At 64.5% G+C, this 16,751-nt stretch carries 13 protein-coding genes; 4 read left to right on the plus strand and 9 right to left on the minus strand.

Going from position 1 to position 16,751, the window contains the following annotated elements; translation table 11 throughout:
* Window positions 1–151 precede the first annotated feature (151 nt).
* The 7 genes from truB to KIO76_RS07395 all read right to left on the minus strand — a co-directional run bounded on the left by truB (window position 152) and on the right by KIO76_RS07395 (window position 8,542).
* Window positions 152–1,138, minus strand: coding sequence for a tRNA pseudouridine(55) synthase TruB (gene truB, locus KIO76_RS07365; protein WP_249729789.1), 987 nt, complete (start codon window positions 1,136–1,138; stop codon window positions 152–154).
* Window positions 1,139–1,158: 20 nt separating this feature from the next.
* A complete protein-coding gene (rbfA, locus tag KIO76_RS07370; protein ID WP_213325125.1) occupies window positions 1,159–1,638 on the minus strand; it encodes a 30S ribosome-binding factor RbfA in 480 nt (159 codons plus the stop codon).
* Window positions 1,639–1,820: 182 nt separating this feature from the next.
* Window positions 1,821–4,565, minus strand: coding sequence for a translation initiation factor IF-2 (gene infB, locus KIO76_RS07375; protein ID WP_213322249.1), 2,745 nt, complete (start codon window positions 4,563–4,565; stop codon window positions 1,821–1,823).
* The gene (locus tag KIO76_RS07380; RefSeq protein ID WP_213322250.1) at window positions 4,558–5,286 is read right to left on the minus strand and encodes an RNA-binding protein; all 729 of its coding nucleotides are present in this window, start codon (window positions 5,284–5,286) and stop codon (window positions 4,558–4,560) included. The genes infB and KIO76_RS07380 overlap by 8 nt, the downstream gene beginning before the upstream one ends.
* A gap of 15 nt (window positions 5,287–5,301) precedes the next feature.
* Complete coding sequence (gene nusA / locus KIO76_RS07385; RefSeq protein ID WP_213322252.1) at window positions 5,302–6,975, minus strand: transcription termination factor NusA; 1,674 nt, start codon at window positions 6,973–6,975, stop codon at window positions 5,302–5,304.
* Window positions 6,976–6,996: 21 nt separating this feature from the next.
* Window positions 6,997–7,734, minus strand: a complete 738-nt coding sequence (gene rimP, locus KIO76_RS07390) for a ribosome maturation factor RimP (RefSeq protein ID WP_213322254.1) — start codon at window positions 7,732–7,734, stop codon at window positions 6,997–6,999.
* A 187-nt stretch (window positions 7,735–7,921) separates the two neighbouring features.
* Window positions 7,922–8,542 (minus strand): 2-hydroxychromene-2-carboxylate isomerase, encoded by a 621-nt coding sequence (locus KIO76_RS07395; RefSeq protein ID WP_291976100.1) that lies wholly within the window; start codon window positions 8,540–8,542, stop codon window positions 7,922–7,924.
* 298 nt (window positions 8,543–8,840) lie between these two features.
* On the opposite strand from KIO76_RS07395, the gene KIO76_RS07400 reads away from it, so the two are divergent.
* Both KIO76_RS07400 and KIO76_RS07405 read left to right on the plus strand, forming a co-directional pair.
* Window positions 8,841–10,088: an argininosuccinate synthase gene (locus KIO76_RS07400; protein ID WP_213322258.1), complete on the plus strand. Its 1,248-nt coding sequence runs from the start codon at window positions 8,841–8,843 to the stop codon at window positions 10,086–10,088.
* Between the two features lie 104 nt (window positions 10,089–10,192).
* Entirely contained in the window at window positions 10,193–10,852 is a 660-nt protein-coding gene (locus tag KIO76_RS07405) for a site-2 protease family protein (RefSeq protein WP_213322260.1), read from the plus strand.
* A gap of 33 nt (window positions 10,853–10,885) precedes the next feature.
* On the opposite strand, the gene KIO76_RS07410 is transcribed toward KIO76_RS07405, so the two are convergent.
* Window positions 10,886–12,064, minus strand: a complete 1,179-nt coding sequence (locus KIO76_RS07410; protein ID WP_213322262.1) for a multidrug effflux MFS transporter — start codon at window positions 12,062–12,064, stop codon at window positions 10,886–10,888.
* Between the two features lie 413 nt (window positions 12,065–12,477).
* Here KIO76_RS07410 and typA point away from each other — a divergent pair, with 413 nt between their 5' ends.
* Both typA and KIO76_RS07420 read left to right on the plus strand, forming a co-directional pair.
* Complete coding sequence (gene typA / locus KIO76_RS07415; RefSeq protein WP_213322264.1) at window positions 12,478–14,304, plus strand: translational GTPase TypA; 1,827 nt, start codon at window positions 12,478–12,480, stop codon at window positions 14,302–14,304.
* A 290-nt stretch (window positions 14,305–14,594) separates the two neighbouring features.
* Window positions 14,595–15,785, plus strand: coding sequence for an AAA family ATPase (locus tag KIO76_RS07420; protein WP_213322266.1), 1,191 nt, complete (start codon window positions 14,595–14,597; stop codon window positions 15,783–15,785).
* Window positions 15,786–15,806: 21 nt separating this feature from the next.
* Here the strand turns inward: KIO76_RS07420 and kdgD are convergent, their stop codons facing one another.
* A complete protein-coding gene (gene kdgD / locus KIO76_RS07425) occupies window positions 15,807–16,742 on the minus strand; it encodes a 5-dehydro-4-deoxyglucarate dehydratase (RefSeq protein ID WP_349629368.1) in 936 nt (311 codons plus the stop codon).
* Between the last annotated feature and the right edge of the window lie 9 nt (window positions 16,743–16,751).

Below are 16,751 nucleotides of genomic sequence, written 5' to 3' on the forward strand. Positions count from 1 at the left end.
GACGTTGGCCTGGCCGGGATGTCGTCCAGCGAGGTCTGTTAAGGCGGCACGCGTGCCGCATGCTGCCGTGCTATACACGAATTGCGCGGGAAAGCCAGCGTGAAGCGTGGTCCCGCTCGAGTGCGCCGCACTCCAAGCTGTGGCTCGACGCTCACAGCCCTCCAGACAGATTGAAAACCCGCCGCGGCACGATCTCACCGCCCGCGATGTCCGCGACGGCCACCAGCCGCCCCTGGCAAGTCACGGCGAGGGGCCCCTCGATGATCGGCGCGTCGCGACCTCGCAAGAGAACGCCCTGGCCCCGTGCCAGCCGCGCGGCGTCAGGCCGGCTGACGGCGACGGAAGGCAAATCGTCCAGAGCCGCGTCCACGGGCAGAACAGCCGAAAGGGCTTCCCCGGTCGCGTCTTGCCCGGCCTTCTGGAGGTCCTCGAGCGATACTGAGCGATCGGTCTTGAAGGGCCCGACCCGTGTCCTGCGCAGGGCGGAGACATGGCCGTAGCACCCAATGGCAAGGCCCAGATCGCGCGCGATGGCGCGGACATAAGTGCCCTTGCCGCATTCGGCCTCGAAGACGCTGTGGTCCGGTGTGTGACTGACGAGCGTAAGCCGGTCGATTCTGACCGGCCGTGCCTCAAGCTCGACCACCTCCCCGCCGCGGGCGAGGTCATAAGCGCGCTCGCCTGCGATCTTGATCGCGGAAAAGCGCGGGGGCACCTGCATGATGTCGCCGCTGAAGCGTGGCAGGACCGCGAGAATGGCAGCTTCGTCCGGGCGCGCCTCGCTGGTCGCCGTGACGCTCCCCTCGGCATCGTCCGTGTCGGTCTGGCTGCCCCACGCGACCGTGAACTGGTACGCCTTGCGGCCGTCCATCACGAAAGGCACCGTTTTCGTCGCCTCACCGAGTGCGATCGGCAAGAGGCCCGAGGCCAGCGGATCGAGCGTACCGGCATGGCCGGCCTTCTTCGCATGCAGCACCCGCTTCACGACGGCTACCGCATGGGTCGAGGTCATGCCGACCGGCTTGTCGAGCACCACCCAGCCATGCACGTCGCGCTTGCGGCGCGGGGGCTGCGCACCACGGCCGGAAGCGGGCGTAGCGGGCGGGAAGCTGGGGGGCTCGTCGGCGATGTCGCTCATCGTGGCGCGCTCAAGGGGTCTCATTCATCATCTGCTTTTGAGGGACGGGCATTCGGGTGTGCTTTCATGCCATCCGCGTTCGCTTCGTCTTCGTCTTCGGCCGGATGGGAGGAGAGGTCGGCCTGCACTCTGCTGGAATGCAGCAGGCTATCGATGCGTGCCGCTTCGTCGAAGGTCTCGTCGAGCCGGAAGCGAATATCGGGCATGAATTTGATGCTGAGGCGCCGCGCCAGCTCGCCGCGCAGGAAGCGGCGATGACGCTGGAGGGCTTCGACGACCGCCTTCTCGTCCTTGCCGCCCAGCGGCATGACATAGATCGTCGCGAGCTTGAGATCGGGCGACATCCGCACTTCGGGGATGGTGATCACATGTGAGGTGACGACGTCGTCGATCAGATCGCCGCGCGTCAATATCTCGGCCATCGCGTGACGGACGAGTTCGCCGACGCGCAATGCGCGTTGGCTCGGGCCGGGGCCCGTGTCGAATCTCTTTTTCGGCATAGTTCCTACCCCCCGGGATCGGACCGGGCTTCTCATAATCACCGTCGTCATGGCCGGGTTTGTCCCCGGCCATCCCAATCGGCATATCTCATCCTTCGAGGTTCATTGGAGGAAGCCGCCTAGGCGCTGCGTTCCACCAGTCTGAATGACCGGGACAAAGCTCGGCCATGCCAGGAAGAGGATCAAAGCGTGCGCTTGATCTCCTCGACGCGATAGCACTCGATGAGATCGCCGGCGCGCATATCCTGATAATTCTCGAAGGCCATGCCGCATTCCTGACCGGCGACCACTTCCTTCGCGTCGTCCTTGAAGCGCTTGAGCTGGCTGAGCTTGCCTTCGTGGATGACCACGTTGTCGCGGATGAGGCGCACATTGGCACCGCGCTCCACAGTGCCGTCCAGCACGCGGCAACCCGCGATCTTGCCGACCTTCGAGACGTCGAAGATCTCAAGGATCTGCGCTTCGCCGAGGCGGTGCTCACGGAGCGTCGGGGCGAGAAGGCCCGACATCGCTTGTTTCACATCGTCCACAAGGTCGTAGATGATGTTGTAGTAGCGGATCTCGACGCCCGTGCGCTCGGCAGCTTCGCGGGTTTCCTTGTTGGCACGGACGTTGAAGCCGAGGATGACGGCGTTGAAGGCCTCCGCGAGCGTGACGTCGCTCTCGGTGATACCGCCGACGCCCGAATGCAGCACTCGGGCGGTGACCTCCTCGTTGCCGAGCTTCTCAAGTGCGCCGACGATAGCCTCGACCGAGCCCTGCACGTCGCCCTTGACCACGAGCGCGAACTCTTTCCGGCCTGTGCCTTCCTTGAGGTCGCGCATCATGTCCGTCAGCGAACGGGCGGCCGTCACGCCACGTGCCGCGGCGCGATCACGCTTCTGACGCTCGCGATAGCCCGTGATCTCGCGGGCACGCGCCTCATTCTCGACGACCGCGACGCGATCGCCGGCCTCGGGCGTGCCATTGAAGCCGAGCACCTCGGCCGGAACCGATGGGCCAGCCTCCTTGAGCTGCTCACCGGTATCGGCGATGAGGGCGCGGACGCGACCATATTCGGCGCCGGCGACGACGATATCGCCCACCTTCAGCGTGCCGCGCTGGACGAGCACCGTCGCGACCGGGCCACGGCCACGATCGAGCTTGGCCTCGACCACCGTGCCTTCGGCGGCGCGGTCCGGGTTTGCCTTGAGCTCCAGAATTTCAGCCTGCAGCTGCAGGCCTTCCAGAAGCTTGTCGAGATTGGTTCCGACCTTCGCCGAGACCTCAAACTCCAGCGTGTCGCCACCCATGGATTCGACCACGATCTCGTGCTGGAGCAATTCCGTGCGCACGCGCTGCGGGTTCGCATCCGGCTTGTCGATCTTGTTGATCGCCACGATCAGCGGCACATTGGCCGCCTTCGCGTGGTTGATGGCTTCAACCGTCTGCGGCATGACGCCGTCATCAGCCGCCACCACGAGCACGACGATATCCGTCACCTTCGCGCCACGGGCACGCATTGCCGTGAAGGCAGCGTGGCCGGGGGTGTCGATGAAGGTAATCTTGCCTCCGAGCGGTGAGGTCACCTGATAGGCGCCGATGTGCTGCGTGATGCCGCCGGCTTCGCCGGACACCACGTTGGCATGGCGAATGGCGTCGAGCAGCGAGGTCTTGCCGTGGTCGACGTGGCCCATGATGGTGACGACCGGCGGACGCGCCGCGAGGGTGTCCTCGTCGTCGGGCGCATCGAACAGGCCCTCTTCCACGTCCGATTCAGCCACGCGCTTCACGGTGTGGCCGAGTTCCTCGGCGATGAGCTGGGCGGTGTCGGCGTCGATCACGTCGGTGATCTTGTGCATCTCGCCCTGCTTCATCAGCAGGCGGATGACGTCGACGCCGCGCTCGGCCATGCGGTTCGCCAGTTCCTGGATCGTGATGGTCTCAGGAATCGTGACTTCGCGGCTAAGCTTTTCCTTCTGCTCGGTCGCAGAACCCTTCATGCGCTGCAGACGACGGCGATAGGCGGCGGCCGAATGCGTACGCTCCTCCTCCGCCGTATGGGCCGTGGCGAGCGTCAGGCGCCCACGGCGACGATCGTCGGTCCCGGGCGTCTTGGGAGTCTTTGGCGGCGGGGCAGGGGGACGTCCCGGCACGCCGCTCGGGCGACGAACGACGCGCGGCGCTTCCGATTCCGCCTCAAGGGGCCGCGGACGGCTGGAGGGAACGGTCGCATTGAGGGGCGCCCGGCGTGGCGCCCCGCTTGGCTGGCCTGCCCCAGCGGGACGCGCGGGGCCGCCGTCGCTCGGGCCGGCGTCAGACCGGCGCGGTGCTGGGGGCGCTTCCGCGCGCGGCGTCGGGGATGCCGGGGCCGCGGGCTGGCCGGCGGTTTCGGCGCCGAGGCGACGACGCGCCTCTTCCTCGGCCTTGCGCTTGCGGTCATCTTCCTGGCGGCGACGCTCGTCTTCCTCGCGCTTGCGGGCTTCCGCCGCCTCGCGCTCGGCACGCTCCTGCGCCTCCCGGATAGCGCGACGCTTTGCTTCTTCCTCAGCCTGGCGACGCTCTTCGGTCTCGCGGCGCTTGGCTTCCGTCAACGCTTGCAGGCGTGCGTCGCGCTCATCCTCGGTCAAGGTCCGGAGGACCACGCCGGTGGGACGCGAAGTCGCTTGGGTGGGGCGCTGTGACTGCTGGCCGGGCCGCTGTGGCGGCCGCGCCGGGGTCGGTGCCGGCTTGGGCGGAGCAACGGGAGGCGTCGGCGCAGCGGCAGCGCCTTCCTTCACATCGCCCGGTCCGATGACGCGACGCTTCACCTTCTCAACCACGACGGACTTCGTCCGCCCGTGGGAGAAGCTCTGGCGCACCACGCCCTGTTCGACTGGGCGCTTCAGCGTCAACGTCTTCGACGTCACGCTCAGCGTCTTGTCGGTCGGGTTTTTTGTATCACTCATTCCGCTCGAATCCTGCGCCTTCGCGTTCATCCATCACCGGGCCTCGCGGCCCTGTGCCCAATTCGTCCACTGTACCGTCCGACGGGCCCGCCCTGGGTTCGTCATCCGCCACATAGCGCGCCAATCGACGCCAGCGCGCCATAAACACTTCGCTGCCAGGGCCTGCGATGAGGGCTGCATGTATCACATGTGCCCGGCCCAATGCCAAATCCAAATCGCCTTCGGCGAAAACATCGACGACAGCAACGGTCGCCGAGGTCTCCGGAAAGCCCCTCCGCATCGCCTGCGCGACTTTGCGCCGGCCATCCGGAGCTGCCTCGCTGGCGTGAAGCACGGCTGCCACCTTGCCCTTTTCCGCCGCCTCCTCGACCTTGCCGAAACCGGTCACCACGGCGCCTGCCTTATTGGCGAGCGCCAGCGCCTGCAAGGTATCGCGGCGGAGCAAGGCCGCCACTTCGTCGGCGAGCGCCGGCGAAGTCACGACGTCCTGCTTGAGGCTGCGCCCGAAGGCGCGCCGCTTGACCGCTTGCCGCACCGCTGACGCGGTTCCGGTGACCCAGACGCCGCGCCCCGGAAGCCGCCGGCGCAGGTCAGGAACCATCGTCCCGTCAGGGCCGGCAACGAAACGGATCAGCTCATCGGGATCCTTGACCTCGCGCGTCACCGCGCAAAGCCGTTCCTCCCTGCGCAGATCCACCGTTGCGTCGCGTCGACGCGACATGGCGGTCTCCCATCCTCATCTATCAGCAGCCGGGGCTTCGCTGCCCTCGGCCTGCGTCTGTTCGTCGCCTTCTACGGCGTCGGCCTCGGCGGCCTCCGTCTCCTCGCCGTCTTCGGCTTCCTCGGCGGCCTGCTCCAGCTCGCTGGCATCAATCCAGCCCATGCGGACGCGGGCCAGCATGATCATGCCTTCCGCCTCGGCCTTGGATACCTCGAGATCATCGAGGATACCCTTGTGCTTGGTCGTCTCCTGACCCTTGCGCTCGGTCCATCCGGCCAGTTCGTCGGTGGCGCAGCCGGCAAGATCCTCGATCGTCTTGATGTCGTTCTCGCCGAACGCGACCAGCATGGCGGTCGTCACACCGTCGATCTCGCGCAGTTCGTCCGAGACGCCAAGCTCCAGGCGGCGTGCATCGAGCTCCGCCTCGACACGGGCCAGGTAATCCTGCGCACGCGCCTGGATTTCAGCAGCCGTATCGTCGTCGAAGCCCTCGATCGTTGCAAGTTCCGAGGGCTCCACGAAGGCAATTTCCTCAACCGAGCGGAAGCCTTCTGAGGCAAGCAACTGGCCGACGACCTCGTCGACGTCGAGCTGCTCCATGAAGGTGTTGGTGCGCTCGATGAATTCCTTCTGCCGACGCTCCGATTCTTCGGCCTCCGTCAGAATGTCGATGTCCCAGCCGGTGAGCTGGGAGGCGAGCCGCACGTTTTGCCCGCGACGGCCGATGGCGAGCGACAGCTGCTCGTCCGGCACCACCACCTCGATGCGCTCGGAGTCTTCGTCGAGCACCACCTTGACCACCTCGGCGGGCTGCAGCGCGTTGACGATGAAGGTGGCGTTGTCGACCGACCACGGGATGATGTCGATCTTCTCGCCCTGGAGCTCACCAACCACAGCCTGCACGCGCGAACCACGCATACCGACGCACGCGCCGACGGGATCGATGGAGGAATCGCGCGAGATCACAGCGATCTTGGCGCGAGAGCCGGGATCACGCGCCACCGCCTTGATTTCGACGATGCCGTCGTAAATCTCCGGCACTTCCTGCGCGAACAGCTTCGCCATGAATTGCGGATGCGTGCGCGAGAGGAAAATCTGCGGCCCACGCGTCTCGCGGCGAACGTCATAGACATAGGCGCGGATGCGGTCGCCCGGGCGGAAAGTCTCACGGGGAATGAGCTCGTCACGCCGCACGATCGCCTCGCCGCGGCCGAGATCGACGATCACATTGCCGTATTCGGCGCGCTTCACGACGCCGTTCACGATCTGCCCGATGCGGTCCTTGAACTCCTCGTACTGGCGATCGCGCTCCGCTTCGCGGACCTTCTGCACGATGACCTGCTTCGCGGACTGCGCCGCAATGCGGCCGAAATCAAACGGAGGCAGCGTATCGGAGATCACATCGCCGATCTGGGCGGCGGGGTTGTGACGCCGCGCCTGGGCAAGGCCGATCTGGGTCGATGAATTCTCGACATCGTCCACGACGAGCAGGTGACGCGCGAGGCGCAGTTCGCCGGTGCGCGGATTGATTTCCGCGTGAATGTCGGTCTCGGCGCCATAGCGGGACCGCGCCGCCTTGGCGATCGCATCCTCCATGGCCGCGAGCACGATACCGCGGTCAATCACTTTTTCCCGCGCGACGGCGTCGGCGATCTGCAGGAGCTCGAGCCTGTTGGCGCTCACCGCCATGTCGTCAATCCTCTCGTTTGGTCACTCGTTGGTGGAAGGCTTCTCACCAGAAGGCTTGCCAGCCTTCTTGCTCTGGCGATTGGACCCACCTTTGGTCCTGACGTCCTTGGTCTTGGCGTCCTTGACCCGGCCTTTGCCCGCCCAGCCGGGCCTGTTGTCGTTGTCGGCCTCGTCCGGCACCGTATCCACATCCTCGATGTCGACATCGTCGCCGAGATCCTGCAGTTCCCCGTGCTTGTCACGGCGAAGCGTCTCGCGGATCAGCTCGTCCGTGAGGACGAGACGCGCTTCGGTGATGTCGGCAAGCGGCACCGCCACGTTCACAGCCTCGTCAGGCTTGGCGTCCAGGCGCTCGATCCGCGCCGCCTCGCCGTCCAGGCCGCGCAGCAGGCCGCGGAAACGCTTGCGACCCTCGACCGGCAAAGCGGTCTCTACCTTTGCCTCATGGCCTGCCCATCGCTCGAAATCGGATCGACGCACTAACGGCCGGTCAATTCCCGGCGACGAGATCTCGAGGTGATAGGCGCGATCGATCGGATCTTCGAGATCGAGCACCGGCGACACGGCGCGACTGACAGCTTCACAGCCCTCGACGGTCATGGAACCGTCAGGCCGCTCAGCCATGATCTGCACGGTGCAACCGTTCATGCCGTTGATCTTGACCCGCACCAGACGGAAGCCGAGATCGGCGAGCACGGGCTCGACGATGGTGGCCACGCGCGCGGCCACGCCTTTTTCGGCGATCACACGTTGTTCCATCAGATGCAGATCAGTCTCGGTCAATAGGGGCCCTACTCGATTTTCCAGAACAAAAAGGAGCGGACCCGCAGGGGCCCACTCTCCGTCACGGTTCACCATGAACCATTCTGGATGATCAGGATGCGGGGAACATAGACCTCAAGCCGCTGAAGTGCAAGACCAGCGCGGCAGAAAACCGGCCCCGGCTTTACAGCATGCCGTCCGGGCGTTCGCCGGCAGCCCAGGCGATGGCCTCTTCCAGCCGGTCGTTTCCCCAAAACAATTCACCGTCACCGGTAAGAAAGGTCGGAGAGCCGAAAAGCCCACGGGAGCGGGCCTCTTCGGTTTCGGCGCGCAACCGTGCCTTCACGTTCGGGCTTTGCGACTCGGCGAGGGCACGGCCGGGGTCGATGCCGAGGGTTCTCAACACGGAGGTCAACACATCCACGTCGGACATGGGCCGGCCTTCACCGAACGTGGCGGCGAACAGTGCCCGGGAAAACGGGCCGGCCAGGTCACGATCGCGCAGATGAAGGCCGAGGCGAACGGCTGCCAGGCTGTTGGGTGGAAAATTCGCCGGAGGCTTGAAGGGTAGGCCGTATTTCGCGCTTTGCCGCGCGAGATCGCGCCAGTGGTAGCGTCCTTTCGCCGGGAAAAGATTGAACGGCGAATCCGACCAACCCTGCGCTGCGAAAATGGGACCGAGCAGAAAGGGCCGCCAGCGGACATCGACAGCATGGATTTCCGCAAGGGCTTCAATCCGCATCGCCGCCAGATAGGCGTAGGGCGACGCGAAATCATACCAGAAATCCAGCTGATGGCGGTGCACGCTGCGCTCCATTTTATTGAGTCAAGCACCAGTCAGGACAGCGGGAAGATGGCGTCAATACGACGGCGATGTCGAGATCGAACAATATCGAGACACAAAATACCTGTGGCACCGCCACGCATCTTTTCGCACGGGACACGCGCGGGTGCGCTTTTTTTGGACAGCCTCGCCAAAACGTCGCATCTTTGTCGTATCCGCGGTGCGCGATGGCTTGCGCCCCTTGGCGCGCGCACTATAGTCCCGCGGCATCCCATGCAGGCAGCGTAAGCGGCCGCGTTTGTCGACGAGATCTGAACCCATGTCCCTGAGCCCATCGTCCGAGAAGCCTGTCAAGAAAGTCGTGCTCGCCTATTCCGGCGGTCTCGACACCTCCATCATCCTGAAGTGGCTTCAGACGACCTACGGCTGCGAAGTCATCACGTTCACCGCCGATCTCGGGCAGGGCGAGGAGCTTGAACCGGCACGACAGAAGGCGCTGTTGCTCGGTATCAAGCCGGAAAACATCTTCATCGAGGACCTGCGCGAGGAATTCGTTCGCGATTACGTTTTCCCGATGTTCCGCGCCAACGCGCAGTATGAGGGGCTCTATCTGCTGGGCACCTCGATCGCCCGGCCGCTGATCGCCAAGAAGCAGATCGAGATCGCCGAGAAGCTCGGTGCCGACGCCGTCGCTCATGGCGCCACCGGCAAGGGCAACGACCAGGTGCGGTTCGAGCTCGGCTACTACGCGCTGAAGCCCGACGTGACCGTCATCGCCCCGTGGCGCGAATGGGATCTGACGTCGCGCACGGCACTCCTTGAGTTCGCCGAGAAGCACCAGATTCCGATCGCCAAGGACAAGCGCGGCGAGGCCCCCTTCTCGGTGGACGCGAACCTCCTGCATGCCTCGTCCGAAGGCAAGGTGCTGGAAGACCCGGGCCAGGAAGTGCCGGATTACGTCTATTCCCGCACTATCAATCCCGAAGACGCGCCCGATACGCCCACGCTCATCACGATCGGCTTCGAGAAGGGCGACGCGGTCTCCATCGACGGCGAGGCATTGTCGCCGGCTGCCTTGCTGACGAAGCTCAACGCGCTTGGCCGCGCCAACGGCATCGGTCGCCTGGACCTTGTCGAGAACCGCTTCGTCGGCATGAAGTCGCGCGGGATGTACGAGACACCTGGCGGCACCATCCTCTATTTCGCCCATCGCGCGATCGAATCGATCACGCTCGACCGCGGCGCAGCGCATCTGAAGGATGAGCTGATGCCGAAATATGCCGAGCTCATCTACAACGGCTTCTGGTTCTCGCCCGAGCGCGAGATGCTGCAGGTGCTCATCGACAAGAGCCAGGAATTCGTCACCGGCACAGTCCGTCTCAAGCTGTACAAGGGCGGCGTCCATGTCGTCGGCCGCGACAGTCCATATTCGCTCTACGATCAGGATCTCGTCACCTTCGAGGAAGGCGCGGTGGCCTATGACCATCGCGATGCGGCCGGCTTTATCAAGCTGAACGCGTTGCGCCTGAGGACGCTCGGACAGCGTAAGAAGAAGCTCGGCCTGTGACAGCCACTGGGGCGACGCCCACGGATCCTGCGCCGCCCCCCTCTTCTCAGCCCGCCGCAACGCGGCCGCGGGCCGCGAAGCGACCAGCCAGGAAAGAAGCGGTTTTGCGGCTGGGCCGCATCGCCGGGGTTCCCGTCGAAATCGACGGCGGCTTTCTCCTCGTGGCGATCCTTCTGGCGGCGCCGTATTGGCTCGCGGGCAGGCCCCAGACCATCGCGCTCGGCGCGGGCTTCGTCGTGCTTCTCGGGATTTCGGTTCTGGTGCACGAACTTGCGCATTCCAAGGTTGCACGGCTGTTCGACATTCCTTCGCAGGCGATCCGGCTCAACGCCTTCGGCGGTGTCGCCCACCTCAAATGGATGCCGAAGACACCCTGGAAGGCGGTGGCCATCCTGCTGGCAGGACCCGTGAGCAACCTTGTTCTCTACGGGCTGTTCGAGGCCGCGTCGGGCTTCACAACCCGTGAGACACCGCCTTTGCTCCGCGCCTTCCTCGATGTCGGCAGCTGGATCAACGTTTCGCTCGGGCTGTTCAACCTGCTGCCTGCCTTTCCGCTCGATGGCGGCCGCAGCGCATATGTTATCCTCGCGCCTGTCATCGGAAACAGAAGAGCGGGTCTGGCAATCGCGCTCTGCGGCCTTGCCCTCGTTGCTGCGCTGGCCGCATTTTCGTTCAGCCACGGTCTCTGGCTGCTCGTGATCGCGCTCATCCTGGCCCAGCCTAATCTCGCGGTGTTCAAGCGGGCTCGTCAGGGGGCCGCCTGAGATCTCCCGAGCCGTCCTGCCAGGCGAGGTTGCTCAGGACCGGCTGCGCAGCCCGAAATGGACCAGAATCGCCAGAAGCCCCATGACCGGCATGATCGTCATCAGCGCGATATAGGGGTCGGCGAAGAACGCCGAGATGGCCGAGCCCGCGAGACCGCCGGCAATCTGCAGGAAGCCGACCATGGCTGCGGCTGCCCCCGCGATGCGCGGAAAATTCGCGAGCGCGCTGGTGGTCGCGCCCGGCATCGTGAGTGCGAGGCCGAAGGCCCACAGCATCACGGGTACCATGACTGTGACGAACGACGGCTCGTGAAACAGCGCGATGAAAAATCCGAGCGAGGCGGTGAGGGTGAAGCAAAGCCCGATGGAAATGATACGTTCGGCACCGAGATAGGTGATGAAGCGCGCGGTAAGGAGAGAGCCGAGGGCGTAGGATCCGGATTGCAGCATCATCCCAAGACCGAAAATGATCGGGCTCAGGCCCACTTCGCCGATGAGAACGAAAGGCAGAAGGGTGGCGAGCGTGTAGAGACCGCCGGTGACCAGCGCAAGAAGGAAGCCGGCCCGCAGAAAAGCCCGGTCCGTGAGCAGCGTCTTGTAGCTCGCCATGAACTGCCGTGGCCGGGCCATGGCCGGATCAGGCCGATTGTTGGTCTCGCGCGTCGCGAACAGAAGGACGCCGATTGCCGCAGCGGCGTAGATGGCCATCAAGACGAACAGCGCACGCCAGCTGAAAACACTGAGGGTGAGGCCGCCAAGCACCGGCGACAAGGCGGGCCCCACGGCGAGCATCAGGCCAATCAGGCTCATGATCCTAACGGACGAGGCGCCGGTAAACTGGTCGCGCACCATCGCCCGCGAAATGGCGACGCCCGCGGCGGCTCCCGTACCCTGCAGGATGCGCCCGGCCAAAAGCCAACCGATCGACGGCGACCACAGCGCAATCAGGCTGCCGACGAGATGGAGCGAGAAGAAGCCAATTGCGATGGGGCGCCGTCCATAGGCGTCTGACAACGGGCCACAGGCGAGTTGCGCCAGAGCATAGCCGATGAAATAGGCGGTGATGGTCAGCTTGATGGCGGCGGACGATGTCGCGAGTTCATCGACGAGTGTTGGCATCGCGGGCGTATACAGGGCAAGGCTGACCGGCCCCAGCGCGACCAGGAACGCCCCGAGTATGGCCGTATACCGCTCCGTCATGACCGTTGGCATGCGGATTTCCGCCCCTCCCCCAGGGCGGGCCTGGTGTCGGGACGCTCCTACCAGGCCATGGACGCCGGGGCGTCGCGGGCGAAGGAGCGGTTTGCTCCTGACATGTCTATGGCCGTTTTCCAACCTGCCATGCCCATCGTCATCAGGCTGCACCTCCCCAGGTACCAGCCGCCTGATAACGAATCTTGCTTAGGGGGGAGAGGCGGCGAGGTCAATGTGGCGGCGGCTTCATCCATTAGCCAATTGCAACGCTACACGTTGCCGTGGCAGCGATTTCGCCGTATATGCAGTGCAACATGCGCGGCTGCGGACCTCGGGAGGTTCGCGGCCCGTTATTCATATTGTCATCGTCAATCTGCTAACAACCGGCCCTGATCCGTAAGGTTCCGAGAGGGTCGCGGCCAGGAAAACCCATGAATTTGCGTAACATAGCGATTATCGCACACGTCGACCACGGAAAGACCACCCTCGTCGACAAATTGCTCCAGCAGTCGGGCTCGTTTCGCGAGAACCAGCGCGTCGCCGAACGCGTCATGGATTCCAACGACCTTGAGAAGGAACGGGGCATCACCATCCTTGCCAAGGCGACCTCCGTCGTCTGGAAGGATGTCCGCATTAATATCGTGGATACGCCCGGCCACGCCGATTTCGGCGGCGAGGTAGAGCGCATTCTCTCCATGGTCGACGGTGCCATCGTTCTCGTCGATGCGGCCGAAGGTCCCATGCCGCAGACGAAGTTCGTCGTCGGCAAGGCGCTTAAGATCGGCCTCAAGCCGATCGTGGCGATCAACAAGGTGGATCGTCCCGACGCACGCGCGGCGGAAGTCATCAACGAGGTGTTCGACCTTTTCGCCGCGCTCGACGCGACCGACGAGCAGCTCGACTTCCCGATCCTCTACGGCTCTGGCCGCGACGGCTGGATGGCCCACTCGCCCGAGGGCCCGAAGGAGGATGGACTGGCGCCGTTGTTCGACCTCGTGGTCAAGCACGTCCCGCCGGCCAAGGTCGAGGAAGGTCAGTTTCGCATGCTAGGCACGCTGCTCGAGGCCAACCCCTTCCTCGGGCGCATCATCACCGGGCGCATTGCGTCGGGAACGGTGAAGCCGAACCAGACCATCAAGGTCATCGATCGTGACGGCAACCTGGTCGAAAACGGCCGTGTCTCCAAGATTCTTGCCTTCCGTGGCATTGAGCGTCAGCCGATTGAGATCGGCGAGGCGGGCGATATCGTGTCCATCGCCGGGCTCGTGAAGGGCTCCGTTGCCGACACCTTCTGCGACCCTTCGGTCACCGAGGCGATCCAGGCCCAGCCGATTGATCCGCCGACCGTCACCATGTCCTTCATCGTCAATGATTCGCCGCTTGCCGGCACCGAAGGCGACAAGGTCACGAGCCGCATGATCCGGGATCGCCTGTTCAAGGAAGCGGAAGGCAACGTTACGCTGAAGATCGAGGAATCGCAGGACAAGGATTCGTTCTTCGTCTCCGGACGTGGCGAATTGCAGCTTGCCATTCTCATCGAGACGATGCGCCGCGAGGGCTTTGAACTCGCCGTTTCGCGTCCCCGCGTCGTATTCTCCCAGGGAGAGAATGGCGAGACGCTGGAGCCGATCGAAGAGGTCGTCATCGACGTCGACGAGGAATATTCCGGCACCGTCGTGCAGAAAATGTCCGAGCGCCGCGCCGAAATGGTCGAGATGCGCCCCTCCGGCGGCAATCGCCAGCGGCTGGTGTTCTACGCGCCGACCCGCGGCCTTATCGGTTACCAATCGGAATTGCTGACGGACACGCGTGGCACGGCGATCATGAACCGGCTGTTCCATGCCTACGAGCCCTTCAAGGGCGAGATCGCCGGCCGCAACAACGGCGTGCTGATCTCCAACGAGCAGGGCGAGGCCGTCGCTTACGCGCTCTGGAACCTTGAGGATCGCGGCCCGATGGTTATCGAACCGGGCTGGAAGGTGTACCAGGGGATGATCGTGGGCATCCACACCCGCGACAACGACCTCGAGGTCAATGTGCTGAAGGGCAAGAAGCTCACCAACATTCGTACCACCTCCAAGGACGAGGCCGTCCGCTTGACCCCGCCGGTCAAGATGACGCTGGAGCGGGCTTTGGCCTGGATCCAGGACGACGAACTGGTCGAGGTCACGCCGAAGTCGATCCGCTTGCGCAAGACGCTGCTCGACCCCAATGATCGCAAGCGCGCCGAGCGCCAGAAGGAAGCCATGAGCGCCTGATCGCCTCGCGGGAATCCGGTGGGTCCCGCCTCTGGGAGCTTGTGTCGAGGACGCGCATCGCCAGATGCGCGTCCTTTTTGTTTCGGGTCACGACGCGGGGTGACACGATCCACGCCCTCTCTGAATGTCGATTGATCACGCAAGAGTGTTGTGGCTCCAGGGCTGCGTGCCACATACAGGAGACGATCGCCCTGCTGGAGTGAGAGTTCGCTTATGTCTCGCCAAGCCATGCCCCGCCAAGCCATGCCCCGCCGATACATGTCCCGGAACATCCAGCACTGGCCTCTCCGATGACCGTTGCTATCCGTGAGGTCGCCATCACTGGCTACCGCTCTGTGCGTGCCATTCGCTTTCCACTACGCCAGCTCAACGTCTTCGTAGGCGCCAATGGCGTCGGCAAGACGAACCTATACCGTGGTCTGCAACTGGTGCGGGCAGCAGCGGCCGGCACATTGGCGCGGGAGCTCGCCGCCGAGGGCGGTATGGAATCCGCGCTTTGGGCCGGCGTACGAGATCCCAGGAAGCCGGCGCGTATCAAGCTGGGCGTCGAGTTCGGCACCACCGGGCCGAGCTGGGATGAGACCGACGACCCACCACGATCCAGCCTGGCGCAGGGCTATGAGATCGAGGTTGGCTTACCCATGCCGGGCTCCGGCGGCCGGGCCGCGGTCGCAGCCTTTCCGCTCGAACCGCAGATCAAGGCCGAAACGCTGACGAGCCTCGAAGGGCGCCGTCCGCGTATTCTTCTGGAACGGCGCGGGCCGATGACCAAGGCGCTCGATGCACAGGGGCGCAAGCAGAGCCATGCCGACGGGTTGATGGCCTCCGAGACCGCGCTTGGCTCCCTCGACGATCCCATTCACTTCCCCGACGTGGCGATTGCCCGCCGGCTCATGCTGGACTGGCGCTTCTATCATGACTTTCGCACGGACGCGGCGGCGCCGCTGCGCCGTCCCTGCCTCGCGGTGACGACGCCGACGCTATCCTCCGACGGCGCCGATCTTGCTGCTGTCTTCGCCACGCTCGTGCACATCCGCGAGGACACGACAGAGCTTGACGCGGCGATTGACGATGCTTTTCCCGGTGCGCAGCTCGTCTGCCCCGTGCCTGGCCGGCATGCGTCCTTCGGCATCATCTTTCCCGATTACCCGAAACGGGTCTTCGAGATGGCTGAGCTATCCGACGGCACCCTGCGCTATCTCGCACTGATGGGGGCGCTGCTGTCCTATCGTCTGCCGGGATTCGTCGCTCTCAACGAACCGGAGACCAGCCTCCATCCCGATCTGCTCGGGCCGCTGGCGCGGCTTATCGCCCGGGCGGCGCGGCACGCGCAGATCTGGCTCGTCACACACTCAGAGAAACTCGCGGCAGAACTCGCGCGCCATGGGGGCGTCACGCCGCGCACCATCATTCGTCGCGATGGCGGTACCTGGATCGAGGGTCTGCGTCTCGCCGGCAATTTCGCCGACGACGAAAGCTGAGCGTGAACGCCCTGCGCGCCGCTATTGCGGGCCGAGCTTCTCGATCAGAGCCCCGAGATCGCGATGATCTTCCTCGGTGCAGTCCGCGAGCGGCGGACGCACCGGGCCGGCGGACCGGCCGACGAGGCGGGCACCGGCCTTCACAATCGACACGGCATAGCCGCCGCCGCGATTGCGGATCGCGATATAGGGAATGAAGAATTCCTTCAGGAGGCGCGACGTGGTCTGGCGGTCTCCTTCGCGCACTGCCTTGTAAAATGCGATGGCCGTGCGCGGGATGAAGTTGAAGACGGCAGAGGAATAAACGGGGAAGCCCGCAGCGTTGTAGGCCTCCGCGAAAACCTCGGCCGTGGGCAGGCCACCGAGATAGCTCACGCGATCCTCGAGGCGGTTGCGGATGATGGTGACGGCTTCGATGTCGCCCACGCCGTCTTTGAAGCCGATAAGGTTGGGATTGGCGTCCACCAGCTTTTCGAGGGTCGCCACGTCGAGCTTGCAGACATTGCGGTTATAGACAACGACGCCGATCCGCACGGATTTGCACACGGCGTCGATATGGGCAGCGAGCCCGCGTTGGGTCGTCTCGGTCAGATAGTGCGGCATCAGCAGGATGCCTGCGGCACCAGCGGCTTCGGCGTTCCGTGCCATTTCGATCGCCAGCCGTGTGCCATAGCCCGCCCCTGCTATGATTGGCGTATTGTTGCCGCAGGTTTCCACCGCCGCACGGATAACGCGCTGGTGCTCGGCAGGCGTCAGCGAGAACGCTTCACCCGTGCCCCCGGCGGCAAACAAGACCGTGGCGCCATAGGGCATCAACCATTCGAGGCGGCCGCGGTAGCCAGCTTCGTTGAAATCGCCGTTCTCGTCAAAATCCGTGAGGGGAAAGGACATCAGGCCCGAGGACAGGACGTGCTTGAGCTCTTGGGGATCGATGGCGCGGGCGGGTGGATGGTTCACTGTCAGAAA

Origin of the sequence: Chelatococcus sp. YT9, from assembly GCF_018398315.1 — a bacterium.
GTDB lineage: Bacteria > Pseudomonadota > Alphaproteobacteria > Rhizobiales > Beijerinckiaceae > Chelatococcus.

Excerpts from the sequence above, each read along its gene's own strand:
- truB (WP_249729789.1), bottom strand. The coding sequence starts at position 1,138 with ATGAGCGACATCGCCGACGAGCCCCCCAGCTTCCCGCCCGCTACGCCC.
- rbfA (WP_213325125.1), bottom strand. The coding sequence starts at position 1,638 with ATGCCGAAAAAGAGATTCGACACGGGCCCCGGCCCGAGCCAACGCGCA.
- infB (WP_213322249.1), bottom strand. The coding sequence starts at position 4,565 with ATGAGTGATACAAAAAACCCGACCGACAAGACGCTGAGCGTGACGTCG.
- KIO76_RS07380 (WP_213322250.1), bottom strand. The coding sequence starts at position 5,286 with ATGTCGCGTCGACGCGACGCAACGGTGGATCTGCGCAGGGAGGAACGG.
- nusA (WP_213322252.1), bottom strand. The coding sequence starts at position 6,975 with ATGGCGGTGAGCGCCAACAGGCTCGAGCTCCTGCAGATCGCCGACGCC.
- rimP (WP_213322254.1), bottom strand. The coding sequence starts at position 7,734 with ATGGAACAACGTGTGATCGCCGAAAAAGGCGTGGCCGCGCGCGTGGCC.
- KIO76_RS07400 (WP_213322258.1), top strand. The coding sequence starts at position 8,841 with ATGTCCCTGAGCCCATCGTCCGAGAAGCCTGTCAAGAAAGTCGTGCTC.
- KIO76_RS07410 (WP_213322262.1), bottom strand. The coding sequence starts at position 12,064 with ATGCCAACGGTCATGACGGAGCGGTATACGGCCATACTCGGGGCGTTC.
- typA (WP_213322264.1), top strand. The coding sequence starts at position 12,478 with ATGAATTTGCGTAACATAGCGATTATCGCACACGTCGACCACGGAAAG.
- KIO76_RS07420 (WP_213322266.1), top strand. The coding sequence starts at position 14,595 with ATGACCGTTGCTATCCGTGAGGTCGCCATCACTGGCTACCGCTCTGTG.